This is a genomic window from Neobacillus vireti (assembly GCF_001026695.1).
GTDB classification, from domain to species: Bacteria; Bacillota; Bacilli; order Bacillales; family Cytobacillaceae; genus Neobacillus; species Neobacillus vireti.
Genome location: NZ_LDNB01000014.1, coordinates 238,172 through 264,836, shown reverse-complemented (window position 1 = coordinate 264,836; position 26,665 = coordinate 238,172). Strand labels below are relative to the sequence as shown.

Here is a 26,665-nt window from a genome sequence, read left to right as displayed (position 1 = left end):
CCTCGTCCCCCTAAGGGAATCTACCATCTATAGTAATAGGGACGTGGTGCTGTCCCCCCGTCCCTATATTCGTTTTACTTTTGCTTATTGTTCTTTTCTTTCTTTTCCTTTTTGTCTTTCTTGTCTTTCTTATCCACACTGTCTTTCTTGCTCTTCTTATCTTTCATATCCACCTTGTCTTTCTTGTCTTTCTTGTCCTTCTTATCTTTTTTATCCACCCTGTCTTTCTCGTCCTTCTTATCTTTCATATCCACCCTGTCTTTCTTGTCCTTCTTATCTTCCTTATCCACCTTGTCTTTCTTGTCTTTCTTGTCCTTCTTATCTTCCTTATCCACCTTGTCATTCTTGTCCTTCTTATCTTCCTTATCCACCTTGTCATTCTTGTCCTTCTTATCTTTCTTATCCACCTTGTCATTCTTGTCCTTCTTATCTTTCTTGTTTTTCTTGTCCACCATGTCTTCCTTGTCCAACATATCTTGCTTTGAAAATTCGTTGTCGAGCTCCACTTTCTGATAGACTTCGAGTGTCTCACTATGCGTTTCATTCGTGAGTTGAGTTTGTATAGACTCTAACTCATTATGAATATTCGTAGACGGTGCTTCTATCGCTTGGTGCCAAACTTCTAAAATCTCGTTTGCTACCCGATTCCATTCATAATTCGCAACTGCCAGTTCTCTTCCTCTAATCCCCATTCTTTTCATCAGAGATTTATCCGATAAGATGGTTGTAATTTTTTCAGCAAAGCAGCTTGGATCTTCCGGATTTTCTACGACCAGCCCGTTCTCATTTTGGATAATTACTTCCGCGTTTCCTCCCCTTGCAGTTGTAACAATCGGAAGGCCTGCTGCCATTGCTTCATAATGAACGCGTGCCAGCGGTTCTTGCCAAAGGGAAGTACAGACAAATAAATCAGCTGCTGCAAACCATTTTTGAATCTCACTCGGAGAAACGAAACCTGTTGCTACAACCGGGATTGATTGTCTTTTTGCCAATGCTTTAATATACGCTACATAATCCGTTACTTCATCTTGGCTAAACCACTTACTCCCCATAACGACCAACGCTAAATCTTTGAATTTTGTTGAAAGCTGCGGTAATGCTTGGATTAACCTATCTACCCCTTTATTTACCGAAAGCCTTCCGGCAAATAATAAAACGGTTTTATTCTCTAAACCGTGTTGTTTTCGAATGGAATTTCGAATTTCGCGCATTTTTGGATGGTTTCCAGGCAGGAAACGCTCGGTATCTACACCTGAATAAATGGTGCGAATATTTGGAGCAGATTCAGGATAAAGAGTACGGATGACATTTCCTACATAATCACTTACCGTTACAATATTGGAAACCTCTTTCAAAACTGATGTTGCTTCAGTTGGGTCAATTTTTTCGATATTGAACATATCATTGTGCATGCTTAAGGTAATTTTTGCATTGGGTGCTGCACCCCGGATGGGCATGACCAGTCGGGGCCGATTAAAAATGTGGATAAGATCAAATGAATTGTTCTGGATAAATTGTACGACCTCTTCACGATATATTTCCAATACGTTGCCCGGAACACGGACAAATTGAATGCCGTTCATTATTTCTTTATCAGGGAGAGACGGATGACTAATCCCGATCACTGTAACATCATGAAATTTGCTTAAGATTGGGAGAGTTCCGGATATATACGTTTGTATGGCTCCTCCTAAAACGGGAGGCACCGGAAGTTTTTCTGTACAAACCATTAATATCTTCATATTTCCCTACTTCCTCCAATCATGTTGAATTTCATTTAAAGCAGGCCATTTTGATTGATCCGTGTCGACGATCGTTTGAATTAATTGAGTTGTTGTTTCATTTAAAAAAAGTTCCGGTTCATATACGACTTCTTTAATATTTTTGTAAAATTCATTAGGAAGGGAGAAATCGATCATTAATAGTTCATAAAGTTCAGGTGTTAGTGGACTTGCCTCATGATAAGCCCTTATCATTTCTCGTATCCATGTTACATCCCAATTATATAAATCGGCCATCGTACCCGAAATTAGTTTCCTTAAATCACGAATTGGCAGGTCGTAGGCGACACCATCCAGATCAATAATCCACATACCATTCGGTCCCATTTGGCCGTTTGACCAACCATAGTCCTGATGTACGAGTCCCCAACTCTTATTCCCTTGTTCTACTAACGACAAATAACTCGATTGATTAAGGTCTGCTAGACTTTTTCGCGCTTGTTCTTGAAATGTATCTACAACATTCAATATCGATTGACTTGCCGGCATCTCCTTATAAGCCCTAGCAATGTTTCGGAACCAATCCATTTTCGTGATGACTTTTCCATAGCTTTTTGGCCATTTGGCCAATCTTGAAGCAATTTCCGCTTGACTTGGTGGAATATACCCCTTGCTTAACTGGTGGAATTCACCAAGCGCATAACAAAGCTGTTTTGCTCCTTCCAAATCTTTTGTTACCGGTGCCAATGGTTCAATCCACTCGGCAACAAACCATAATTTCCCGCCTGCCTCAATGTACTCTTGTCCATTATTTGTTTGGACGATTCCTGGAACTCTTGCTTTCTGAACTTCGACTAAGTATTTTTGAGCTCCAAGGCTAAACATACTTCTTGTCGGTCTACGATGTAACAATTTTAAACTTTTTGGCCCTGCATTCGTTTCAAGTTTCCATATGGCCCCACCTTTGTCGGGCTTCGTTGTCACAACCTGCACGCTCTTAACTTGAAAACTATAATGTTTCAAAACCTCAGCTGCCAGTGTATTAATATAATCCGGAACAAAGAATTCATGCGTAAGCTCATCCACTTCCCATGGAATGATAACAATATTATCCAATATATCCCTCCTACCCTTTTGAGCACTCAAAAAGTGCAAAACATTTCTAACTAGGAATGAAATCCTCTAGAAATCGTCCTATTCTGCTTAGTAATAATCAAATGGTCATACTTAATCATATGTGATTGTCCAAGCATGGTGAGAGGTTAGGTGCGGATTCTTTAGAAAAGCATGCTTCCTTGGCACCGTATATGGACTGGATTGCTTCGAATAGGAATTGGCTCTTCTTAAACGAAAAGGGCCATTCTCGTCAGCAGCGAAAACCGAATCCACACACAATGGAGGAAGGACATCCAGTGAATTAATGCTCGGTGTCTTCTTCTTCCAAGACCAAAGCATCTTCCTTATTTCCCCACCATGACAGCCACTCAATTCTATGCTAAACTACTGTAAATAAACGGATAAAAGGATGATACATTTTGAGGTCCTTCATGATAAATCTTCTAACTGGCAAACTAAAGAACTCCACCACCAATACCACCACGAAAGAGTTTACTATTTATAACTATGATATTCTCTATGAGCGACTGAAACTCGTTTCGTATATGCTTATTTTCACCTACCCTATTTTTTTCATTGTCGACTTTTTTCTATTAACCAACCTTGCAAATCCTACTTACAAAGTTGTCCTTGCAGGTGTGCACCTATCAGGTCTTGTTATCTCCGTTATTTTCCTGATGATTTACTGCAGCGGCAAAAAGGTCTTCAAAACACGGACGGTGAATAGCTATATCTTGCTCTATTTATTGATCGGGGCAATTTCTTCGATTAATAGTCAATTATTAACTGGTAATATTTACGCCTATCTCATTATCATTTTTGGGGTAGCAGTCATTTTTCCTGTTCCGCCGAAACATCTAGTACTCTCATATTCTGCGATACATGGATTGTTTGTAATCGGTTTAATCCTGATTGCACCAAATAATTATTCGTTATTAATGAAACTTATTAACTCAACTGGCGCCGTTGTCGTTTCGTACATGATTGTCCTAACCTTCTATGCCTTTCGAAAAAATGATTTTCTAAACAGACTGAAATTGCGAAAGAATGAGGAAAGCTTCCGCCGATTATTTCATATGAATCCGAGCCCGTTAATCCTGGCAAAACGGTCGAATGGTGAAATATTACTTATGAACCATCAGGCCATCACATACTACCATCTGGATCCTAGCCAGACAGATGCTAATTTCCTTTTCCAAAATCTTCAGGAAAAAATAGACATATTAACAAGGCTGGAGGAGCAAAAAGTTATCAAAAGCTATGTGACCGAACAACAAATCACCGCTGACACAAGAAAATGGTCGATGCTTCAATTTGAAATGGTCGATTACTTAGATGAGAACTGCATTTTAATTGGGACGACGGATATTACAGCCATGAAAGAAAAGGAAGAAGAGCTTTCAAAATACGCTTCGATTGATATGCTTACAGGGGTTAGGAATCGAAGAAGCGGCATCGAGCTGCTACAGAAGCGATTAAGCGACGCACCCGCTGCGGAGGAATTTATTCTCTGCTATATCGACATTAACGATTTAAAAAAAGCAAACGATAATTATGGTCATTCCACCGGTGACGACCTGATTAAAACGTGTTGTAAAACAATAAACAAGCATATTGATGAAAAAGATGTCCTCTTCCGCCTCGGCGGAGATGAATTTATCATTCTATTTTTCCAAAAGCAAATGGCGGCCGTGCATCAGGTGTGGAGCAACATCAGTATGGACTTCCAGTTCATGAACGAAACAGGTCAAAAGCCCTACCAAATCTCTGCCAGCCACGGATATTACCATCACAAACCTGGAACAGTAATTTCACTAGAAGAAATTCTGGAATTGGCTGACCAGGAAATGTATAAAAATAAGCAGGGAAAAACCATGGGGACACGCACTTGTCCCACTTAGAAAATATCATTTCCTTATCTACAGAATTGATGGAGTTTCCTGAATAGAACCTCTTCTACTTCGACTTTGAAGCGGATTGTTACCGTTCGTTCGAAAAATGGTCACAAATAGTGGCTTATTGTGCCAAAGCAACAGCTCCTTACCTTCAGCCAACAAACATTTTTGATAAAATCATAACTTCTTTTGGTTGTTCGTTCCCTTATCATTAGAAAAAACCTTAAACTCTCTTTTAAAATAGGAGAATTTTTATTTTTTTTAATAAACAGGGACAAGGCGTCATTTTCTTTTTGAGTCAGCAGCGAAAGCCGATTCCAACACAACAATAGAAGAAGGAACATCCACTCCTTAGATACTTTGTCTAAGTAGTTTTTTTATGGAGGAGAACAACACTATTTTTTTCTTCATCGTCCTCATGAAGGACTTATCTCTCTGTTTTACCAACCGATTTGTCCTTCATCGCCCTCATGAGGGACTTATCTCTCCGATTACTCAACCGATTTGTCCTTCATCCCTCTGTGATGGAGAATTATTCTCCTTTTCCGCATTTATCGACAGCAAAATTAGACACGATTCCCCAAAATACTACTTGTATCATTTATTTCCAAATTTTTAGTATAATTTTCCCAATGGTCGGGTCTGCTGAAACGGAAGAGATGCAAGCAGCAAATGAGCAATTGAGCCGGGAAACACTATCTCAAATGAGAGCAATTATTTCTGAACAAAAGACGGCTTTAAATAAGGGCCCGGTTCTACATTCAGATTTACAAAATCTTTCCGGAGATGAAGAGGTTGCAGTCATTGTGGAATTATCAGAAATGCCTGTTGCCTTGAAAAAAGGAATTAATAAAATCTCCGGGAAAAAATTCACAAAAACGGACGAACAAAATGTCCAAGAAAAAGTAAAAGCACAACAGAAAAAATTTGAGAACCAACTAAATTCAAAAGGGATTAAAGGGAAAATTCATTTTGCCTATAATTATACTTTCAACGGCGTGTCTCTCAAATTAAAGGCCAGCCAAGTGAAAAATCTATTAAAAATGGATGGCGTAAAATTAGTTGAGCCTGACGTTGAAATGAAGGCATTAGGCAATCCGGTCGCTAACGACGCTATTTCACCTGATCCAAATACCGCTGGACAATTTCTTAATGTTCCAAACGTCTGGGATTTAGGCTATCAAGGACAAAACGTAAAGGTTGCAGTTCTTGATACAGGAATTGACTACTACCACCCTGAATTCCAAGGTATTTACAAAGGCGGCTATAATTTCATTGATCAATCCAGCCGAACTAATTACACTCGAGATCGAGCTAGCGATGACCCATATGAAACGACACCATTAGATCGACCGGCAAATAAAGCGGAATTCGACTCTAACGGCAGTTCTTTTTACACCGAACATGGCACCCACGTTGCCGGGATCATTGCGGCACAGGGTAATATCCAGCCCATTACATTTAGGTTATAACTTGCAGGGGAGGGACCTTCTACTTGAACATTGACATCGCCTTTCATCGTCTTTTCCGGAATCGTGGAGTTCCCGACTGAAATCGCAAAGGCGCTGTTGAAGGTGAGCCAATAGTACCTCTATTTGGACCGCTGTTACCTGTTGCGACAACGGCAGTTACTCCGTTAAGGACTGCATTGTTGATCGCAATCGCATCAGATGAAGTTTGGCTATTGCTAGTGCTGCCAAGTGATAGGTTAATCACATCCATTTTCTCTTGGACCGCTTTATCAATTGCGGCAATGATTCCGGAATTCGCTCCACTTCCATAGGCACCAAGAACCCGGTAAGCATATAAGTCTATTTTTGGAGCCAGGCCTTTAATGCCATATGGAACTGTTACTGTACCGAAAGGGAATCAGGGAAGATAGATAAATTATTGACCAATAAGCAATACTACAGGGTAACGGTGAAGAGTAGATATTTTTGGTTACCTACTCTTTACCAACATTCTGAAATTCCTAAACCAATATTGGTGATAAACGTTTTGCAGCCTCGGCCACTTTTGCTAAGCCTTCCGCAATAATCATTTCAGCTTGTTCTGGTGCTGCTTTATGACCCTCGATAATCACTTCGTCAACGATTTCCATACCGAATACGCCGCCACTACCTTTTTAATATAGCTTGAAGCCATTTTCATTATATTTGAATGTGAAACCAGCTGCATATACGTAGTCGATGAACGTTTGTAATTTAGCTGGGATTGTTAGGTTCCATAGTGGGAAAGCAAATCCAACGACATCTGCTGACTGTAAGGCATCCATTGCTTTTTGTTTTGCCTCTACAATACGTTGTTCTACATCAGTCAACTCTTCCTTTGCTTGCATTTTTCCAAATGCGTTGAATAACTCTTGACCGAAGTAAGGCATATCCTCATCGAAAACATCGTAAGTTGTTACATTTACACCTTCTAAGTTCTGGATGAAAGTTTCATACATTTTACTTGAAACAGCTTGTGAAGCTGGACGATTGTTTGCTTTTACTACTAATACGTTCATAATATGAATTCTCCTTTAGTTATCATTGTTGTGAATATCTTGAATTAGTAATATCCAAACGCAAATATACGTCAAGCGAAATACCTTTCCTATAGCGGGAAATTAAGGTACTTTATTCTACCTAGAATAAAGAAAATCCCTCGAGTTACCAAGGGACCTTATTATGGCTCAGAAAATACGATGAATATGTATTTGTAGCTTTAACTTCAACACTAAGCTCTCTTTGTTTTGTTGCCGTAATTGTTATATTCTTAAAATCCTTTTGCTCTTTTGAAGTGAAGATAACTTGTGTTCCTTTGTTTGTCACTTGCCAGCTATCTCTAAACCTTTTAACTGGATCAGTGTTTAAAGTATTTAGGTCGCTTACTAAGTTTTGAGCGAGGCGTTTACCATCAAATCTATTAGCTTCTGGTGGAGAGTAGTCAAATACAGTTTGTAATAAAGTAAATTTAGCCCCTTCTCCATCATCAAAATTAAAAAGCCAACTTGCATTACCACCACCTGGGAGACCTTCCGCAAATTCAAAGTTGACAATTTTAGATTGGCCAGGAACTTCAGCTGCTCCATTAATTGTTTGATTTTAATTGAGTAGAGTCATCTAGCTTTCACAGCAAAAAGGGTCATTCTTTACCGTATTCACAGTGTTAATGACCCTCCCTGATAAATGGGGTCAAATCCCATCTATGTAGTATCTTATTTTTTTTCTACTAACCAATCACTATCAATCTTCCATTTTCCTGCGCCTAAATTTGTGAAGGTTACGTCAATTGTTTTAACGCCACCATTAAATCGTAATCCATATTTAAACTGATCTCCAATTGCTGCATCTTTTTTAGTAGCAGGATGGTATTCCATGCTAAACATTTTTCCATAATCTTGATATTGGGCAGAAACCATCATTGCCCTAGCTTCTTCATTTCGAATAACTTGACCCGAATGATCAGCTGACAATTTCAATCCTAGTTGAGTTAAATTCGTGTATTTTGTATCTATTTCATAAGAAACATACCGAGATTCTACTTTTTTAGTAAGCGCACTTTGCAAGCTAGCAACATCTGCTAGTAAATCAGTTTTTCCTTTACTACTTGGTAATCCATTAACATATGCTATTAAAGCATCGATTTGTGCTTGAACTGCATTTGATTGAGCTTTTGAGAAGTTGCCCACATTAAACCCAGAACCAACTGCGTCCAATGCATTTAACGCATTATTCGCTTCGTCATACATTTTTTTAGCTTCTTTTACGGTATTCCCATCTACTTGGGTAGCAATAACCTCTAATTTAATATTCCCAGTTTTACCTGCGAAATCAGCATCATTATCGCCATGTGGCCAAGCTGCCATTACTCTAAAGTTTTCAACTTCATTTTGTGGTGTAATTGGTTTAGAATAATCAACATCGACCCAATTATCCCCATCCTTACTTTGTAACGTTAGCTCTACAGGTGAACTGTTATCTCCTGGGAATAAATCGCCTGTCATAGTGAAATTTACCTTATATTCAACCGGTACTTTCGTTCCATTTTTGTCTATTTTGAAACTATAAGCTTCAAGTGCATCCATTCCTGGAGTTAATTCATCACCTAGGTTAAATTGACCATCCCCAATTGCATTTCCTTTTGAATCCACGGCGATAACATTAAACTTTGCAGCAGTTGCTATGTTCTTATCACTGGTGAAGCTTTTAGAAAAGTACGCCACAGTACCTAACATAGCAATTACTAGAACCATTACCGAAAACAAACTAATAATAGACTTCTTTTTCATAGAATATTCCCTCCATAGTTACATTCTTCTTTTTCTGTATTCATATTGTTCTTTACTTCTTTTTATTGGATAATTTTTATCTGCACCCTCCTTACAAACTTTTTTATATTAACATTGGGATTCGTGTTTATACTTTAAGGTCTCGTTTTTCTTGCCTGTTGACCGTAAAGATCTTCTTCACTAACCCAATTGTTAAAATAAGTAATGGAACTGTAACCAAAAGAATGATACCCATCGAACTTTGTAAAAAATTCGCTATATACCCAGCCTTTGGGATGTAAAAAAATAGCGATCCTTCTAACTGCTCCGATGAAATTAAGCCCTCATCCTCCACATTATTTGCATCACCTTTCGTTTGAAAAAATACTTCTCCATCGTTAGTAACTAAATCTATGATTCTATGAGTCACCAATGTGTGCTGGTTATTTCTAAATGTAATAACATCATTTACCTTAACTTTTTCCAAATCAATTGGCCTGGCTACGACAATGTCACCTGGTTTGAGGAGTGGTTCCATGCTGCCCGATAGCACTGTCATGACCTTATACCCTAATATTGAAGGCATCTGTCCTGGTTCTTTTTTTGACTGTAATATAGAAAAAAGCGCGGAAATGCTCATGATTATTAATAAAGCAAAGATAATATTTCCTATCCACTTGAACGTTCTTTTTACCATTTTCACTACTCCTCCTTAGCTAATCAAGATGCCTGTCCAAAACTTTACTAATAGTAGGTTTATTCCAATCATTCTAGTGTTATTTCATTGGAGATATATTCACTTCGTTTTTAAGCAGTTTTCATTTGTTTCGTTCTTATTCAAGAACGCTTAATTTGATTATAGTTGGTTTTATGTAATATATCAAGAACAAATTCATTATAAAGAACATTTTATTGTTATAAAAAAAACACCCTGGTTTTGGAAGGTATTTTTACTGGTACAACTCATCAAAGGGAACAACCTTAATGTTTTAAATGACGGTTTTTCTGTAATCAGGTGAATGTCAACCACTGCCAAGAGGAAATGCTATATGCACAGGGGGGTACCCAAAGATTGGAAGGCATGCATGGGAACAAAAACGCAACTCTATTAATTGATGTCAATGATATTATTATTGCTATTTTACTTATAAAAGGATTGATTGTCGCAGAGGGGATATTTATCGGTTCTAGCGAATTTACCCTTACTGTCAGCGGCACCATCTTTGGAGTACCCTTTCCGGAACCTTTCCTACCTAGATTACAAGAGGAGTATAATCTCTTTAGAAAAGTGACCAATCGCTAGGGACAGCACAATGTCCCATTTTAGAGAAATCGGGACAATATGCCTGTCCCAGTGTCCCACACTAATCGCTGCCATGCTGCATACGATATTTGATAAGGATAGGAAAGAGAGGAGAGGGGGGATACGGATGAAGGATTTTAAATCGATTATTGTAACCAAGGGAAAAAGAACGGTCGTGATTGATAATCCGACCAACTACTCGCTGATTGGAATTGGTGCTCAAGGCGCTGTTTACCGCATCTCAGAAGAGCAATGCGTCAAACTTTATGGGAATCTCAAACATGCAAAACGAGAGCAAAAGGTGCTGTTATCATCCCAGGGGCTGCCTTTTATCCTAAAAGTTTATGAAACTGGCCCCAATTATGTTGTCATGGAATATTTATCAGGACCCGATATAAATACGTATTTAAAAAAACAAACTAAGCTTACCGAAGAGATTACAAGTAGACTATTATTTATGTTAACCACTATGAAAAAATCAGGTTTCACGCTAATTGATGCTCCGCTGCGGCATATTAATATCACGAGCAAGGGATTTAAACTAGTCGATCACGTGTACTCGTTTTCTCGTGAACAGGACAGGCCTCTCGAATTATTTAAAGACCTTCGGGAAAGAGGATTTTTAGATTCCTTTCTCAAACAAGTGAAAGCGATTGATCGCAAAACCTATGCTGCTTGGACAAAAAAACCGATTCCGCTGCCTGATAAAGGATGGAAATGAGGATCATGAACATTTTAGTGACAGGTGCGGCAGGTTTTATTGGTTTCCACTTAGCACATCATTTGTTAGCGCAAAATCATCATGTTATCGGGGTAGATAATCTCAATGACTATTATGATGTTCGTTTAAAAAAAGACCGTCTTAAGATATTAGAAGGGCACACGCACTTTGATTTTTATCAAATAGATTTAGCCGATAAGGACAAGTTAACACAACTTTTTAAAGAGAAATCGATTGGGGTCGTGATAAATTTAGCCGCTCAAGCAGGGGTCCGTTATAGTATTGACCACCCACATACCTATGTGCACTCAAACGTAGTTGGCTTTATCAATATTTTAGAGGCGTGCCGGCACTTTAATGTAGAGCACCTGATATATGCCTCATCGAGTTCTGTTTACGGGGCAAATACGAACATTCCCTTTTCCACTAAAGATACCGTTGATCACCCCGTCAGTCTATATGCCGCCACGAAAAAGGCGAATGAATTAATGGCCCATACGTATAGCCATTTATTTCAGATTCCAACGACAGGCCTTCGGTTCTTTACGGTCTACGGTCCTTGGGGGCGACCAGATATGGCTTATTATTCTTTCACAAAAAATATTATCGCTGACAAGCCCATTAAGGTTTTTAATCATGGGAACATGGGACGGGACTTTACTTATATTGATGATATTGTCGCGGCCATCATTCAATTAATTGATCGGCCACCGCTGGCCAACCTTAACTGGGACAGCGTCAGCCCTGACCCGAGCTCTAGCATGGCCCCATACAAAATTTATAATATCGGCAACAATAACCCCGTAAATATCATTGATTTCATTCATACGTTGGAGAAGATAATCGGGAAACAAGCTAAAATTGAATTTCTACCCATGCAGCCCGGCGACGTCAAGCAAACCTACGCCGACATCTCCGACCTGCAGGCAGACATCGGCTTTGTCCCCACAACTACAATAGATACAGGCTTAAAACAATTTGTCGACTGGTACAAAAAATACTATGGGACATAGGGACAAGCTCCTTGAACCTATGGGACGAGGAGCCTGTCCCCCTCGTCCCACTGCATTTGGTGAATTGCGAAGGTTTCTTTATTCGACAAATTTTGCGTGGAAGGATGCAACATTCGGATGGTATAATACATATTATCCTAGAATTGAGGAGCACCTCTATGAAAAATACCGAGCTTCAAATAATGGATCATTTGGATGAATTACGAAAAAGATTGATCATTACCGCTGTTGCTTTTATTCTTTTTCTTGCTCTTGGACTTTTCTTTGCAAAAGATATTTATAACTTTTTTATGGGGAATCTTGGCTATAAGCTCATGGTATTGGGACCCAGTGATATCATCTGGATTTTCTTCCACTTGGCCACCATCATCGCCGTTGCCGGAACCATCCCTGTGTTAGCCTGGCAAATTTGGCTTTTTGTAAAGCCAGCCTTGAAATCGTTTGAAAGAAAGGCGGCATTATCCTATATACCGGCGATGTTTTTTCTTTTTCTGGCGGGGCTTGCATTCGGATACTTTTTTATCTTTCCAAACATTATGACGTTTCTGCTGAAAATGGGCGACGGACTAATGGTCCCTTCGTTTACTGCAGAAAAATACATTGGTTTCTTAATTAACATGACACTGCCGTTCGGCATCGCCTTTGAAATGCCTCTGGTATTAATGTTTTTAACCACCCTGGGCATCGTAAATCCCTATAAAGTGGTGAAACTGCGAAAGTATGCCTATTTCATACTCGTCATTATCGCATCGATGATTTCACCCCCAGAAATCATGTCGCATCTATCAGTAGCAGTACCGCTGATACTCTTATTTGAAATTAGTATCTTCTTAGCGAAAATTGTCTATAAAAAGAAGCAAAAGCGCCAGGATCTACTAGATTCGGTGGAAATAGGTTAATTTGCGGAGGCTGGATTCAGATGATGAATCCAGCCTTTTTTTCTTTTACGAGGCTTACGACATATATTTGAGCACTTACGACATATCTTTAGCGACTTATTACATATTTTTAGCCACTTACTACCTATTTTACGAAACTTACGACATTTGCTGGTTATTAATTGGAAATTCACGTAATCCTGTGAAACTTACGACATATTTTTAGCGAATTATGACATTTTCCCAGCCACTTACTACCTATTTTACGAAACTTACGACATTTGCTGGATAATTACTGGAAATCATAGACTTATGACACTAATTAAATTTACGGTAACCGGATGGTGCCTGTCCCCTCGTCCCACATAACTTCCAAAAAAAATGTTTACCCCCCAGATTTTCGGGGTAAACAGCGATAAGCGGAAATGTTGCCGCCCAAAAAAAATCGATTCAAGGAGATGAAATGCATGATGCAAACGAAAGCGCTCGTTTTTGAAAAGAAGCCACTTGCTAAGGTACACTCCATGTTGACCAGTCAGGGATTTACAATGACCGGCATTGACGAATCAGTAAAGTATAGAGCCCCATTGCGAGACTCCTCCACTGAATCAATCTATTGGTTAGAAATTCCTATTGATCAAAATGCCAGCGGACCGAATGATGCTAAACTTGGAGTACCTTCTCTATATGGTGAGAAGAGAATTCCACTGCCTGTCATGGAGGCTGCGGAAAGCAAGCTTTATGAAATTGCCGATTATTTGCGAAATATTTTCGAAAGAAAGGTCGCTCCTCCCCCTGCCCATAAACCACAAAATGGTTCGATGGCACGGGATGTAGATGAGATGAAACGCCTCGGCAAGGAAATGGAATCGATGCCAACAAACTCCGAACTGGATGAAAGTGGATGGATCCCAGACCCAATCCAGTATGAATCGAGGAATTAACATTCGTCGTGACACGCCTAATGGATTGGCGGCAATCCGCCTCGAACAAACAGAAATAGTAAGAGACTAGTTAATCCAAGCTCTTCAATAATTGCTCAACCTAAAAAACCGGCAAGCCAATCTAGGCTTAGCCGGTTTTTTTGCCGAAATGGCAATTTAAAACAATCCTAGTATTCCGTTTTTTTCATTACGGGGGTATTATTTTAGGTTTCTTCAGCCTCAAATTCTAATCATGATACCAGCCTTATCATCTGAACGAAGCTGATTCTTTATCTCATGTCCTTCTAAATCAAGCACATAATCAGAAACATTGGCATTCCGTATCTTTTTAAAAGTTTCAACCAATGAAAAATTGGGGTGAAACAGGCCATCGGAAAGCAGCAAAATCGCTTTCAGTTCGCTGCCCCGCACTTGACCATGCTGAATAAAATGGGCAACCTCTTCTGATCCATTCGCCACACTGTAGCCAAACGGTTTATTCGCGAGTGTACGATTAAAGCAAAGTTGCCTTTTACGATCTTGAAAATACTCCTCATCAGGAATATGAACTCCCTGCTTACGCAGCTCTTCACGCCAAACCCTCGCTCGGTAACCGATATCCTTTACGGTATCCCTTGTCAGGACTTTTATCATTCCGTTTTGATACTCGGCAACGATCATACAATCTCCAAGCTGGGCAAAAGATACCATGCCATCCTTTTCAAACTTGATGATGGCCGCACATGTTGACCAAAGGTGTACATACTTTTCTTGATTAATCTTGTATTTCTCCATGTGAGCCTTCAACAACCGATTAGCCACCGCAACCCCCTCAATCAAGGGAAGGTTTTCCGGGTAGCGTGTTGTGAAATAATCTTTAAAAATATTGGCTGCTAAATAGGCACCATTCATCCCCTGCTCATCTTGGAAGGAGGTTAACGGTGTCGCTCCATCAAAAACCCCATAAACATTTATTTTTTCATTTAATACAATGGCATCTTCGCTAACACTTTTTGAAGGGGCTCTCCTTAAAAATGACTCAACCCTCATCGTTATCAAGCTTCCTTTTTAAAAGAAAATCGCAAATGTTTAAATGCAGCTGTTTTATTTATATGCGCCTCGAAACATATTTGACCTTAATGGTGTCAGGCACCCAAGGTTACTAAGACCCGCTCTTTGTAATCGGGCGCGTGCCTTTTTTTCTGGCATTACGACACCAGCTCGTTCTTTCACGCTTTCGGATTTTTATCGCTAGCGCAGTTAATTTATAGATCCCAATCCCGACAAGGGCTCCAGCGCTATCAATGAGCACATCTTTAACCGCAGGACCTCTTCCTGGAACAAATACCTGATGAAATTCATCGGACATGGCGTAAAGGACGCAGATAGCCATTGTTAGGAAAAAGCCCTTTATTCCAGTTATTCTACTTCTTAACAGCGCATTAAACACCCAAATTGCCAGCATTAGGTAAATAAAGAAATGCGCATTTTTTCTTACAATATGATCTAATCTATCGACGGTTACATCGGTTACAGGGGTAATCTGCTTAACGGTTTCCACCACTACTGCTGTAACTCCCCTGCTAAGCTGATCGGAATGGGAGGCCGGCTGCGCCGATAACTTGAAGATTAGCAGCATCCAAAGTAATACGATAATCCATGGTAAGCAGAACTTAATTTTTCTATAGTAAGACATCGTTAAAATCCTTCCTGAATTGGGACTAATTTTACTTTATTCTATCATACCGATGAACAGGACCAAATGGTTAAATGCGCCAAGGCATTACGTCATAACTTTTTTTACAAAATTCCTATAATAATCTCACAAAACAGCCAAAATTACATTTAAAAGCAATTTTTAAGTGCCTAAAACATGAATGTATCCCGCTTTTTTCGGTTCAAAAGTGAATTTAACGAATTCGATGAAACTCACTTTTCGCAGTATGGTAGAGCTACCTAGGAATAACCGGAAGCGCGCTGTCCCAAAAGGATTCGCAAGTGGAAAGCTTTGAACAATTAGCCGAGCAGTATAAACCAATGATTCACCGGATCATTCTCTCACTAAATATTTTTCATGACCAGGAGGAGTTCTACCAAACTGGTTTAATAGCACTTTGGGAAGCTAGTAAGGGCTTTGATGTAGGAAAGGGGAAATTCAGCAACTATGCCTATTCGTATATTAAAGGCCGGCTGTTAACAGACTTGGCAGCTGCCGCTAAGCAGAAGGAGAGAACATTTCATCCACAGGAAGAGTATTGGGGTACCATCGAGGATCAAGATTTGCCCCGGCACCTAGAGGCCGAGCTGCTCCTCTCCTATTGCACAGACCTAACGGAAAAAGAAACAAAATGGGTACTCGCCTCATGCCTGCACACCTTAACGATCAAAGAAATTGCCGAAAAAGAACACGTCTCCGTCTCCGCTGTAAAACAATGGCGAAGCAGCGCCAAAAGGAAAATTGGGGAGAGGCTCCTTGTCCCGCTTGAGGATATTCATTTATAAGGATATGGGACGAGGAGGCTGTAAACTTGTCCATTAGACGATGACAGGCACTTGATCTTAGAGTATAATATTTCGTGGCACTAATTAAAGGGCAAAGTCACTGAAAAGTGATGACGCAAAGCTATAGGGGCTTCTGTTATTTTGACAAAGCCAGCCAGCTACCATCAATTTGAAAAAGGAGAATCATTGATGTCAAAAAAAATGTGGCTAACACCAGAAGAAGTAATTTATCAAAAAAAGAGGAAAAAAGGCATTCTATATGGATCGATCATGATTGCCACCATCATCCTTAGCACCCTTGTGACATTTCTAGCTAACAAAATATCTTAAAGAGGGACTGGCCCCTATTCCCTTACCGGGAGAGGGCCCTAGTCCCTTTACTTTGTCGTAAGCCCATTCAAATCAATAAATGGTGTAGCTCCGCCTGTGACGCTTGGCAAGCGGCCATCCCATTTTTCCAATGCTTTTTCTTGGACCTCAATTTGTTTTAATTGGATTAATTCCGGTGTTACTTCTTGCTTTTTCAATCTTAATGCTTCTGCTTCTGCACCTGCTTGAGCGATTTTCTGCTCAGCCTCGATTTTAATTCTTTCTAGGTCTCTTTGCGCTCGTAACGCATTTTGTTCCGCAGTTTGTTTGGATTCAATCGCTTTATTGAATTCTTCACTAAAAGCAAATTCTTTAATATTAATATCTTCTAGAATCATATAATATTTTGTTAATTTTTTTCCGAGCATTTCTTTCACTTTCGCAGATACTTCCGGACGCTTGGAAATTAATTCTTCTGCCGTGTACTGTGCTGTTATCGCTTTTAGTGATTCGGCAATCGCGGGTTCAACAATTCGGGAACGATAGTCCAATCCAATTTCTTGATAGAGCTTATTCACCACTCCCGGATCGACAGAAAAATTTACTGCCACATTTGTTGTAACTGTTTGGAGATCCTTTGAAGCTGCCGTCTGGGAACTTTCTTCCTTTTGTACCCGAACTTCAATAAGTTGAACGGTTTGGATAAACGGAATCTTAAAATGAAACCCTTCCGTTAAAATGGTCGGCTTTACGGCCCCTAATTGCAAAAGCACTCCTCTATTTCCAGAAGCTACAGTTGTAACAGAAGCAAAGAGTACAACTAATATAACAATGGCAATGAGTACGCTTATAATCGATTTCATATATTTCATTCAGAATCCCCTCCCCTTAAACATTATGAAAATGGATCGGCCTTTATGCCGGGGATAGGCTTCTTACCCCGCATTGGGAATATTCATCTTTCAGTAATCAGGTCGAGATGCCTACCCCATGTCCCAGTAAATTTGAGGTAGGTTCGGTCGTCGAAAGATTGTTGCCCTTTTTTTAGACCTTTGGCTGATTTAAATGTTCTGAAGCATAGTGGGTCTTGTTTTAAAACGGACTGTAATATTGCCTCTGATTCTTCCAGACTATTTTTTAAAAATGGATAACCGTCAGAAGCTAGCACAATGTATCCAGCATCGTCCGGTACCTTTATCACACGTACCTTTGAAAAATCAACAGGGAAGCCGTTAATAATTTCGAATCCATATTGATTCTCTCTGTCGTTCTGTAAGTAATATTGCTGCTGGATCAATTCTTGGATAAATTCCCAACCCGGATCATCCAATAATAGTTCATCTATCGTTTTTCCTTTTTTAATTTCCGCTTCTAGAAATAAGGACCGGGCGTTTGCCGTAATCTCGTCAATTTTCTTTTCATTCATATAAAGCCTGCCATCAACGATGCACTGGCAATCACCTATTTGCCAAACCTCATGATAAAACCTGCTATAGACAATGAGGCTGGCCGTTGGGGCCATCCAGGCGTGTTCCTCTATTTCCTCCAAAATTCCTAGTTCCTTGTAGGTTTCCTGTAAATGTCTATTAATTATCGCAACCATATTTTGTAGTGTTGTATCGCTTGGCAACGTTTCAATCGTACTTTTTACAATTTCAGCTATTAATCTTCCCGGCGTTTTATTGTTCAATTTTTTACCGGTAATGTTTGTTGCCCCATCAACAACGGCAACAAAGTCTGCCGTGAAGACAAATAAGTCTTCAGATAATTCCGGATTCCCCAATTTCCCGATTGATAGTGATTCAATTATTGACATACCCATCTTTGCCATCACCTATTTTCAGTTAGTTTTTTATCCGTTTCCTCAAGAGTCTTCCAAACTTGTTCATCATCTGGAGATATTTCCTGACCCGCTGCCTGTAAACTATTCATAATGGCCTGTTGGTAACCTGGGAATTGCCGGTAATATTTAACATAATCGTTGTTATGAATTAAATGTTGATATGCAGGAATAAAGGTTTCCTTAATGGCCAGGGATTTCAGATTCTCATCAGCCAGTAAATATGCCAAAAATGGTTTCTCGATGCCATCAAGTGCTGGCGTCTGTTTAAATACGGCGATTCCACTTCCATTTGGAATCAAATTCTTGTTATCAATCGGCAGCTGTGATGTACTCCATTTGAATTTACTGCCTATCTGTTTTTCTATTAAAAATAGATTTTTTGATGTGCTCAGCAACATGCCCCCTTTGCCGTTCACAAACTCTGTGATGGCCAAATGAGAGGTATATGGGGGAAACAAGCCGTCTTCTATTCTTGCTTTTCCCCAAACAGATTCTCTTAATTGAGGTAAATCTAAGGATTCATCTTTTAAAAAGTTAGAAATATACCATGGATATAATGGATCTGCACGAAGCCCCCACACCCCTTTATTTTTCATTTTCCTACTTACGTTTAATAATTCGTCAAAACTTATGCTTGTGGATTGTTCATGATAGGGAGAAAGAATTGTATCATTCATATAAAGTAACGGAATTTGATACCCTAATGGAATCGCCCACAGCTGATCATGATACATAAACCGTTTGATAATGGAACCCACACTATCCTCTTTCATTTCGGCTGAGAAATATTCGTCTACATTCTTGATTGAATCGGACTGAATGAAAGGATAGATTCCGTAATACGAAGGGATTTCCGCTAGCTGCGGCGGATTTCCCGCTGATGCTGCAACATTTAATTCCTCTAATAATGTTTGCGGGTTTTCTACAAGCCTTGTGACAATTTCAATATTGTCATGCTCTTTTTGGTATTCTTTTGCAAGCTCGATAAAAGCAGGTGAGTAGGCCCAGATAACCAGCTTTTGATTAACACCTGCTTGATGATTCAGTTCATCCACCGGTTTGAGTGAATAAAGAAGGACGCTTAATAGAATCACGACAAGTATGCTGGATAATAGCAGTAATTTTTTCATATCAAAGTCCCCTATCAAAGAGTGCTATGACTATTATACAGCAGAGAGCAACTTCATGATTACACAGGAATCCCCTTTTTCCCTGATATCAGATTCACAATAATTAAAGATAGGATCGTACAAAGTGATAGAATCGACGCTAATGCAGCGGCTGTACCAAAGTTTGCTGTGAATACTTCACGGTAAATGGTAACGGTAATTGTCGCTGTACTTCCAGCGTAAAGAACGATTGTTGAACTTAATTCGTTAATCGTTGTCACCCAGCTTAGGATTGCCCCGGATAATACACCTGGCAGCATCAATACAGCCGTAGTTTTAAAAAAGGTTTTCATTGGCGGAACACCTAAACTAATCGAGGCCTCTTCCACACTTTTATCAATTTGATAAAGGATGGCTGTACTTGACCGCATCGTATAAGGCAGCTTTCGAACACAGTAGGCAATGACTAAGATAATCCATGTTCCTGTTAAGAACAACGGCGGCTTGTTGAAAGCGATGATTAACGAGATCCCTAATACCGTACCAGGAATAACATACGGAATCATAATAAGGGCATCTAATAAAGAGCTTAATTTCGAGCTTCTTCGGACAATTACATAGGATAAAAGCAAACCGGAAATAACCATAAACACAATCGCTATCGATGAATAGGTAAAGGTATGAATAATGGCCTGCGGTACCTTAAATAGAATTTCCCGATAACTATCTAAACTGAACTGATTTGTAAAAACCGGTCCATTGGTTTTTAAGAAGGAGGTCGTAATCACCGTTGCTTGAGGAATCATCGAGACCCCTATCACAACGAGCATAAAAGCAATAGCAAAAAACTTTTGAAGCGGCTTTAGTTTGATGACCTTTGGCGGCCGCATCGAACTCATCGAAAAGGACTTTTTCGTCACGAGATATCTTTGCAGAAACAAAATACTTGTACTTACCACTAATAAAATCATACTAAGCGTGCTTGCCATGGCCGGGTTCGAACCCATTTCGTTAATGAATTGCTCGTACGCCAAAATAGGTAACACCTTGATTCCCTGCCCTAGAAGCATAGGGGTCCCAAAGTCTGCGAACGACGCCATAAAAACCATCAATGCCCCTGTTGACAATGTTGGAAAAATCAGCGGCATGGTCACTGTCCGAAACTTTCTCCACCTTGTACTTCCTAAACTTTCAGCTGCTTCTTCAAGTGAACTATTAATCGTTTTAAGGGCGCCGGAGACATATAAATAGATGTGCGGATAAAATTGGATTGTAAACACCCAAATCATGCCATGCAGTCCATAAATCGACTTTACGTTTATCCCTAAATCATGCAACAGGTTGGTTATATATCCATTATTACCAAGCATTAAAATCCATGAGTAGGCACCAATAAACGGCGGCGATAATAACGTAAGAATAATTAAGATATGAAAAACACCTTTAAACGGTATATCAAATCTTGTCATAATATAGGCAACCGGAACCCCGATACAGATCGCAAAAAAAGTGGCGGAGACACAGACAATCAAGCTGTTAATCAGTGACCCATAATAATATTTAAGCGTGAAAAAGTCCTTATACGTTTCCAAACTGAACTTTCCATCGTAATAAAAACTTGCGGCAAAAATATTAAACAACGGATAGACGAGAAACAGCAGGATTAAGGCAAACGCAGCAACCGTAACGATTGTCCAAAAATCCCATTTGATACGTTTAGTTCGTTTTGCTGCTGTTTCCATAATCATTAAGCGCCTCCTCTCCACCCTCTGAGTAAATAACGGATTCTTCAGGATTTAAATAGAGTTCAACCTGTTCCCCCTCAGACATAAGCAAATGATATGGTACAGCGTGTTCATGAACTTGAATCAGATCTCCAGAATGGGCTAGCTCCACCTTATATTCGACCTTTTCACCTAAAAATACAGCTTCTCTTATTCTTCCCTTGATAAACGGTCCTGGATATCGGTTATGCTCCCGTTTGACCTTAATTTGTTCCGGCCGAACGGAGTAGATAATGTTTCCTTCATATTGCTTGACGAGCTTTGTTGCGAATCGGATCCCCTGGACTTCAACATCCGTCATGCTGCCAGCACTTGAAGAACTCGTTTTCCCACTCAAAAAGTTGGTTGAACCAATAAAGTTTGAAACAAATTGATTTTTAGGAGTTAAATAAATTTCATGCGGCTTGCCGATTTGTTGAATTTTTCCGTTCTTTAACACCGCTATTCGGTCCGAAACAGCTAATGCCTCTTCCTGATCATGGGTGACATAAATCGTAGTGATATTCAATCTCTTTTGGAGCTCACGAATATCTGATCGCATCTTCAAACGCAGTTTTGCATCCAGGTTAGAAAGCGGCTCATCCATTAACAATAACCCCGGATGAATCACAATCGCTCGTGCAAGCGCAATCCGCTGCTGCTGTCCGCCACTCATATTAGAAGGCTGGCGGTCTTTTAAATGGGCCAATTCCACCATTTCCAACGCTTCCATTACCCGCGTTTGAATATCCTGTTTTTTCACCTTTCGTGCTTTTAATCCATAAGCAACATTTTCAAAAACGGTCATATGTGGAAAAATCGCATAGCTTTGAAACACCATACCGATATTCCGGTTATGTGTTGGCAAATCATTGATACATACATCATTGAAGAAAATATCCCCTTCTTCTTGACGATAAAAGCCCGCTAATGTCCGTAATAACGTCGTTTTTCCACAGCCGCTTGGACCTAAAAGTGTAAAGAATTCGCCTTCTTGAATATGGATTGTTGCATTGTCGACTCCCAAAACATCCCCAAAATATTTTGATACTTGATTAATCTTGACTTGTGTCACGGTCATACATCCTTCCTATTAAAGAGAGAATAGTTAAAGTAAACTATTCTCTCTAGCCAATTATTTTCCGATAACGATGTCTTGGAATTTCTTCATGACATCCGCTTGGTTTGTTGACGCCCAATTAAAATCGTAATCTACTAATGGAATATCCTTTGTAGCCGTTAACCCTTTTGGCGCCTCAACATCATCTCTGACAGAACGGCGATTAAATTCTTTTACGATTAATTCTTGAACTTCTTTACTAGCTAAAAAGTCGAGGAACTTCTTTGCGTTTTCTTTATTTTTTGCCCCTTTAATTAAGGCCATTCCATCTGGAACTGCTGAAGTTCCTTCACTTGGGTAGACAACGTCGATATTGGCCCCGCCGGCAATATATCTGTACGCCGCCTCTTCTAACGTAATACCGATTGGGAATTCGCCATCAGCTACACCCTTGTAAACCATACTTGAACCGCTTAGGACTTTTCCATCCAGGTTTTTCACAAATTTACGAACGAAATCCCAGCCATCTTTACCATCATCTTTATTTGCTTCCAGCATTGTTACCAGTTGTGTATAGGAAGAACCAGATTTAGCCGGATCAGCAAAAGCGATTTTCCCTTTCCATTTGGAATTCAAAAGATCCTTCCAAGATTTAGGTGCATCAGCACCCGCTACCATATCTTTGTTATACATAATCACCATTGGTAATGCGGAGAATCCAACCCAAAGGCCATCCGTACTCTTATATTCTGCTGGAATTTTTGCGTCATCTGCTACCACATACTTTTCGAAATCGGCTTTAAAGGCTTCTAATGATTCAGCCCCGCCGCCCCAGAATACATCACCAAGCGGATTAGCTGATTCCGCCTTCAAACGGTTTAATAATTCACCCGTTCCACTTGAAACTAAGTCTACTGTTATTCCCGTTTTATCCTGGAATTCTTTAATGATTGGATTAATGATCTCAGCTTGGTGCGGAGAATAGACGGTCACTTTCGTTGATTTCTTAACATCGGCTTCCTTCTTTTTCTCTCCTCCACTGCTGTCAGTACTGCTGCACGCTGCTGTTGAAATAATCAAAATTAGCATAAAAACGGATAATAATAGTTTCTTCACAAATTTTCCCCCTTAGTTTGATATTTTGAATACTCTAAGTATATTTTTTGCTGAAAACGATTACAACGTGGCGCATTTTCGAAAATGTTTAAATTATTTCATATCTTTTCCTAGACGATAAAAAAACACCGTGAATGTTTACGGTGTCTTCCTTTTAGCAGTTTGTTTAAATTCAGAAGGTGTATAACCGGTTAGTTTTTTAAAGATTTGACTAAAATACCTTGAATCGGCATAACCAATGGAATGGCTAATTTCATTGGTTTTTAAAGATGAATAGAGTAATAACTCTTTCGCCTTTTCAATCCGCAGTTTGGTAACATAGTCAATAAAGTTTTGGCCCGTATACTGTTTGAAGATCCTGCTGAGGTAACTATCGGAAATATAAAAAGCGGCCGAAAAGTTCTGCAAAGAAATTTGTTCGTGATAGTGACTGTTAATATATTCCAGGAGCTCTTGAATTTTAAAATAGGAATCTAGCTGCTCGAAGAATAAACAACCGGTTTTGCCTGCAATTTTGATTTGCCCCCTTGCAATCAACGACTGCTTATAAAGGGCTGGTAACTGTTCAGGATCGGCCGCTATTTCACTGCAGCCAACATAGCCGTCAAAGTCTGAAAAAATCTTTGTCAGCTCCTCAAAAGTTTCCTTTTTATCGGCAATCTCATAAATAATCAGTATCCCCTCCGAGTGATCATCGTGAATATTCCAGCTATTTGGAAATCTATGGTTAATTTTTGCAGCGATGGCTTGACCGTTTGTAGCTTCCTCAAATGATAAAACCGCAAACTGCTTCCAAAGCGGTGCAGATTGTTCGAAAAAGGCTGGCTGATACTCCCGAAGACCTTTTAGATAATTTATTACATACCATTTTTTCCGTTCATCTATTTCCTTTTCTTCTGTTTGAATCTCTTCAACAAGCCGATTAACGATCGTTATCAGTTCATTTTCGTTAATCGGTTTTAAGATAAAGTCATTTACACCTAATTTAATTGCCTTCTGTGCATAAGAAAATTCGCTAAAGCCGGTTAAAATGATAATCTTCATATGACTATGTTCATTTTTTAAGGCTTCGATTAGCTCTAAGCCGCTAATTCCCGGCATCCGTATATCCGTAAGCAACAATTGTGGCGCCTCTGTTTTCACTAATTCCAAAGCCTCTATTCCATTGGAGGCAGTTCCCGTAATATTGATTCCAAGCGCATCCCAGTCGATACTTTTTACAAGACTTTCACGAATAAGCCATTCATCATCTGCAATAACCATCTTTATCAAAAATGCTCCCCCCTCTCGCGAATAACTGGAAGCCTTATCGTAACCGTTGTGCCACAATCGATCTTACTTTCAATCAAGACGCCATACTTGCTGCCAAAAAAGAGCTCTATTCTCCTAATTACATTTTCCATGCCAATCCCGGTATGGTTGGCATCCTTGGTGTCGTGAGTCAAGTTACAAATGTTTGCTAAGGTTGCCTCATCCATTCCGAGCCCATCATCCTTGACCTTGATCACAAGAAAATCCTGTTCTATGAAAATATCAATAATCAGTTCCCCTTCCCCAAGTTTCATCTCAAGACCATGATTAATCGCGTTTTCGATAATGGGCTGGATTAAAAGCGGTGGAAGATAGAGCTCTTTAGCAGGCTCTTCCACATGGATGGCAACCGTAAATTTATCCTGAAATCTGACCATCTGGATAAATAAATAATGATTCAGTAAACGGAGGTCCTCCTCCAATTTGACAAATTGTTTCTCTTTATGGATGGAATACCGCATCATTTCACCCAGTGCAATCGACATCTCACTTACTACTTTCACATCCTTGAGCTTTGCGATTGCACTAATCGTCTCCAGTGTATTATATAAAAAATGCGGGTTAATTTGCGCTCGAAGCGTTTTTATTTCCGCCTCTTGCAGCAGCGTTTGTTTTTCGATACTCTCATTAATCAGCTTTTTAAGCTGAAGGATCATGTTGTTAAAGCTCTGGCCAAGTGAACCGATTTCATCTTTATATCGTGGCTGGTAACTTACCTCTAAATTGCCCTTTTCAACCTTTTTGATCAGTCTGTTCAGCCGCTGGATTGGATTTGTTAACGTTTTTGAAAAAAAGTAGGAAAGCCAAATGGCCACGATAAAACTAATGATAACTAATATTAATGTAATATAGCCGATGAGAATATTTCGTTTTGTTACTTCTTTTTCTGGGATAAAGGTGGCAATTTTATAATGCGCATCCTCACTTGTATCATAGGTGACAATCGCAGGCTGGCCATTCCAAGATTTCCTTAAATAACCGCGCTGACTATTCAAGATATTGTCAAGGACCGGATGCTCTAATTTCATCCCAATTGTTGTCTTACTTGGACTTCCCGAAATTACATACCCATCCTTATCGAGCAAAAATAATTGCGACGTGTCTGCCTTTTTTTGTTGATAAATATCTGCAATCGTAGATTCCGGTACATCGATAAGCAAATAACCAATTGGTTCCCCTGTCTTCGTATTTTTTAATAGTCTACTGGCACTTAATACGATATCCTGATTATCAACCTTCCGAATAGTGTAGTGGGTATCCCAAACTAAGGCACCCTTCGCTGCACTGGCTTTCCGAAAAATACCCCAATTTTCGAGATATTGGTCGTATTGAGGAGGAAGATACTCGCCAGTGAAATAACGGTCCCCATTCAATCCAATGATATAAAGGTTCAGACGCCAATTTTTTGAACCTCTTACCATTTCAAAAAGTGATGTTACCTCATTAAAATCCTCATATTTCTCAAAATCACTGCGAACTGAGGGTTTCATTAAAACCCCTTGAACCGCATCATTACGATAGATATAATTGCTTACCTGCTCAATGTCCTTCGTGAAAAACGTCAAATTCTTATTAATTTGAATTAACCGTTCAAGCACCCGCTCACTCACCTGAACCGTAACAATTTCCGAAGTCTTCTGATACATAAAATTTCCTAATAAAATCATCGGAATCATGACAATAATCGTAAAAAAAATCATCAACTTCTTCTGAAGAGATAAATTCATAAAATGCTTACTCATCGTTTCACCTCTGGGACGTGGGGACAGGCTCCTTGTCCTAGAGGTCCCCATGCCCTAAACATTTTACAATATTCTGATAGTTTGA

Annotated in this window: 25 protein-coding genes, 1 pseudogene and 1 riboswitch; of the genes and pseudogenes, 9 read left to right on the top strand and 17 right to left on the bottom strand. The window is 39.5% G+C overall.

Features of this window, described 5'->3' with window-relative positions:
- Positions 1 to 74 precede the first annotated feature (74 nt).
- From AA980_RS18665 to AA980_RS27305, 3 genes are all read right to left on the bottom strand, one after another.
- A complete protein-coding gene (locus AA980_RS18665; RefSeq protein WP_024026928.1) occupies positions 75 to 1,742 on the bottom strand; it encodes a glycosyltransferase family 4 protein in 1,668 nt (555 codons plus the stop codon).
- Between the two features lie 6 nt (positions 1,743 to 1,748).
- A complete protein-coding gene (locus tag AA980_RS18660) occupies positions 1,749 to 2,837 on the bottom strand; it encodes a CotS family spore coat protein (protein WP_024026929.1) in 1,089 nt (362 codons plus the stop codon).
- Between the two features lie 111 nt (positions 2,838 to 2,948).
- The gene (locus AA980_RS27305; protein ID WP_156351159.1) at positions 2,949 to 3,176 is read right to left on the bottom strand and encodes a hypothetical protein; all 228 of its coding nucleotides are present in this window, start codon (positions 3,174 to 3,176) and stop codon (positions 2,949 to 2,951) included.
- A 92-nt stretch (positions 3,177 to 3,268) separates the two neighbouring features.
- Here AA980_RS27305 and AA980_RS25880 point away from each other — a divergent pair, with 92 nt between their 5' ends.
- Positions 3,269 to 4,738 carry a sensor domain-containing diguanylate cyclase gene (locus tag AA980_RS25880; RefSeq protein ID WP_051427095.1) on the top strand — a complete coding sequence of 490 codons (1,470 nt, stop codon included), beginning with the start codon at positions 3,269 to 3,271 and terminating at the stop codon, positions 4,736 to 4,738.
- 626 nt (positions 4,739 to 5,364) lie between these two features.
- On the top strand, positions 5,365 to 6,204 hold the full coding sequence (locus AA980_RS18650) for a S8 family serine peptidase (RefSeq protein ID WP_024026931.1): 840 nt from the start codon (positions 5,365 to 5,367) through the stop codon (positions 6,202 to 6,204).
- A gap of 43 nt (positions 6,205 to 6,247) precedes the next feature.
- Here AA980_RS18650 and AA980_RS26545 read toward each other — a convergent pair whose 3' ends face one another.
- The 4 genes and pseudogenes from AA980_RS26545 to AA980_RS18635 all read right to left on the bottom strand — a co-directional run bounded on the left by AA980_RS26545 (position 6,248) and on the right by AA980_RS18635 (position 9,684).
- Positions 6,248 to 6,547, bottom strand: coding sequence for a S8 family serine peptidase (locus AA980_RS26545; protein ID WP_407937471.1), 300 nt, complete (start codon positions 6,545 to 6,547; stop codon positions 6,248 to 6,250).
- 157 nt (positions 6,548 to 6,704) lie between these two features.
- A pseudogene (locus AA980_RS18645) lies at positions 6,705 to 7,241 on the bottom strand (FMN-dependent NADH-azoreductase).
- A 693-nt stretch (positions 7,242 to 7,934) separates the two neighbouring features.
- Positions 7,935 to 9,008, bottom strand: coding sequence for a hypothetical protein (locus AA980_RS18640; protein ID WP_024026935.1), 1,074 nt, complete (start codon positions 9,006 to 9,008; stop codon positions 7,935 to 7,937).
- A gap of 127 nt (positions 9,009 to 9,135) precedes the next feature.
- Positions 9,136 to 9,684, bottom strand: coding sequence for a signal peptidase I (locus tag AA980_RS18635; RefSeq protein ID WP_024026936.1), 549 nt, complete (start codon positions 9,682 to 9,684; stop codon positions 9,136 to 9,138).
- Between the two features lie 375 nt (positions 9,685 to 10,059).
- On the opposite strand from AA980_RS18635, the gene AA980_RS18630 reads away from it, so the two are divergent.
- The 5 genes from AA980_RS18630 to AA980_RS18610 all read left to right on the top strand — a co-directional run bounded on the left by AA980_RS18630 (position 10,060) and on the right by AA980_RS18610 (position 13,846).
- Complete coding sequence (locus tag AA980_RS18630) at positions 10,060 to 10,290, top strand: hypothetical protein (RefSeq protein ID WP_024026937.1); 231 nt, start codon at positions 10,060 to 10,062, stop codon at positions 10,288 to 10,290.
- A 127-nt stretch (positions 10,291 to 10,417) separates the two neighbouring features.
- On the top strand, positions 10,418 to 11,011 hold the full coding sequence (locus AA980_RS18625) for a protein kinase family protein (protein ID WP_024026938.1): 594 nt from the start codon (positions 10,418 to 10,420) through the stop codon (positions 11,009 to 11,011).
- 5 nt (positions 11,012 to 11,016) lie between these two features.
- On the top strand, positions 11,017 to 12,024 hold the full coding sequence (locus AA980_RS18620) for an NAD-dependent epimerase (RefSeq protein ID WP_024026939.1): 1,008 nt from the start codon (positions 11,017 to 11,019) through the stop codon (positions 12,022 to 12,024).
- A 158-nt stretch (positions 12,025 to 12,182) separates the two neighbouring features.
- A complete protein-coding gene (gene tatC, locus AA980_RS18615) occupies positions 12,183 to 12,923 on the top strand; it encodes a twin-arginine translocase subunit TatC (protein WP_024026940.1) in 741 nt (246 codons plus the stop codon).
- Between the two features lie 446 nt (positions 12,924 to 13,369).
- Positions 13,370 to 13,846: a hypothetical protein gene (locus tag AA980_RS18610; protein ID WP_024026941.1), complete on the top strand. Its 477-nt coding sequence runs from the start codon at positions 13,370 to 13,372 to the stop codon at positions 13,844 to 13,846.
- Positions 13,847 to 14,065: 219 nt separating this feature from the next.
- On the opposite strand, the gene AA980_RS18605 is transcribed toward AA980_RS18610, so the two are convergent.
- Both AA980_RS18605 and AA980_RS18600 read right to left on the bottom strand, forming a co-directional pair.
- Positions 14,066 to 14,875: a protein phosphatase 2C domain-containing protein gene (locus AA980_RS18605; RefSeq protein ID WP_024026942.1), complete on the bottom strand. Its 810-nt coding sequence runs from the start codon at positions 14,873 to 14,875 to the stop codon at positions 14,066 to 14,068.
- A gap of 112 nt (positions 14,876 to 14,987) precedes the next feature.
- A complete protein-coding gene (locus tag AA980_RS18600) occupies positions 14,988 to 15,521 on the bottom strand; it encodes a VanZ family protein (RefSeq protein WP_024026943.1) in 534 nt (177 codons plus the stop codon).
- A 302-nt stretch (positions 15,522 to 15,823) separates the two neighbouring features.
- Between AA980_RS18600 and AA980_RS18595 the strand changes: the two genes are divergently transcribed.
- Together AA980_RS18595 and AA980_RS27300 are read left to right on the top strand one after the other, a co-directional pair.
- Positions 15,824 to 16,327 (top strand): sigma-70 family RNA polymerase sigma factor, encoded by a 504-nt coding sequence (locus AA980_RS18595; RefSeq protein ID WP_024026944.1) that lies wholly within the window; start codon positions 15,824 to 15,826, stop codon positions 16,325 to 16,327.
- 80 nt (positions 16,328 to 16,407) lie between these two features.
- Positions 16,408 to 16,493, top strand: a riboswitch (cyclic di-GMP riboswitch).
- 23 nt (positions 16,494 to 16,516) lie between these two features.
- The gene (locus tag AA980_RS27300) at positions 16,517 to 16,657 is read left to right on the top strand and encodes a hypothetical protein (RefSeq protein WP_156351160.1); all 141 of its coding nucleotides are present in this window, start codon (positions 16,517 to 16,519) and stop codon (positions 16,655 to 16,657) included.
- Between the two features lie 47 nt (positions 16,658 to 16,704).
- On the opposite strand, the gene AA980_RS18585 is transcribed toward AA980_RS27300, so the two are convergent.
- The 8 genes from AA980_RS18585 to AA980_RS18550 all read right to left on the bottom strand — a co-directional run bounded on the left by AA980_RS18585 (position 16,705) and on the right by AA980_RS18550 (position 26,580).
- Positions 16,705 to 17,508: a prohibitin family protein gene (locus tag AA980_RS18585; RefSeq protein ID WP_024026946.1), complete on the bottom strand. Its 804-nt coding sequence runs from the start codon at positions 17,506 to 17,508 to the stop codon at positions 16,705 to 16,707.
- An 83-nt stretch (positions 17,509 to 17,591) separates the two neighbouring features.
- On the bottom strand, positions 17,592 to 18,458 hold the full coding sequence (locus tag AA980_RS18580; protein WP_024026947.1) for a hypothetical protein: 867 nt from the start codon (positions 18,456 to 18,458) through the stop codon (positions 17,592 to 17,594).
- A gap of 8 nt (positions 18,459 to 18,466) precedes the next feature.
- The gene (locus AA980_RS18575; RefSeq protein ID WP_024026948.1) at positions 18,467 to 19,609 is read right to left on the bottom strand and encodes an ABC transporter substrate-binding protein; all 1,143 of its coding nucleotides are present in this window, start codon (positions 19,607 to 19,609) and stop codon (positions 18,467 to 18,469) included.
- A gap of 59 nt (positions 19,610 to 19,668) precedes the next feature.
- On the bottom strand, positions 19,669 to 21,336 hold the full coding sequence (locus tag AA980_RS18570; protein ID WP_024026949.1) for an ABC transporter permease: 1,668 nt from the start codon (positions 21,334 to 21,336) through the stop codon (positions 19,669 to 19,671).
- Entirely contained in the window at positions 21,305 to 22,426 is a 1,122-nt protein-coding gene (locus tag AA980_RS18565; protein ID WP_152681178.1) for an ABC transporter ATP-binding protein, read from the bottom strand. Before AA980_RS18565 ends, AA980_RS18570 begins: the two co-directional genes overlap by 32 nt.
- A gap of 60 nt (positions 22,427 to 22,486) precedes the next feature.
- Positions 22,487 to 23,527, bottom strand: coding sequence for an ABC transporter substrate-binding protein (locus tag AA980_RS18560; RefSeq protein ID WP_024026951.1), 1,041 nt, complete (start codon positions 23,525 to 23,527; stop codon positions 22,487 to 22,489).
- A 138-nt stretch (positions 23,528 to 23,665) separates the two neighbouring features.
- On the bottom strand, positions 23,666 to 24,790 hold the full coding sequence (locus AA980_RS18555) for a response regulator (protein WP_235815110.1): 1,125 nt from the start codon (positions 24,788 to 24,790) through the stop codon (positions 23,666 to 23,668).
- A gap of 5 nt (positions 24,791 to 24,795) precedes the next feature.
- Complete coding sequence (locus AA980_RS18550; RefSeq protein ID WP_024026953.1) at positions 24,796 to 26,580, bottom strand: cache domain-containing sensor histidine kinase; 1,785 nt, start codon at positions 26,578 to 26,580, stop codon at positions 24,796 to 24,798.
- Positions 26,581 to 26,665: the final 85 nt, after the last annotated feature.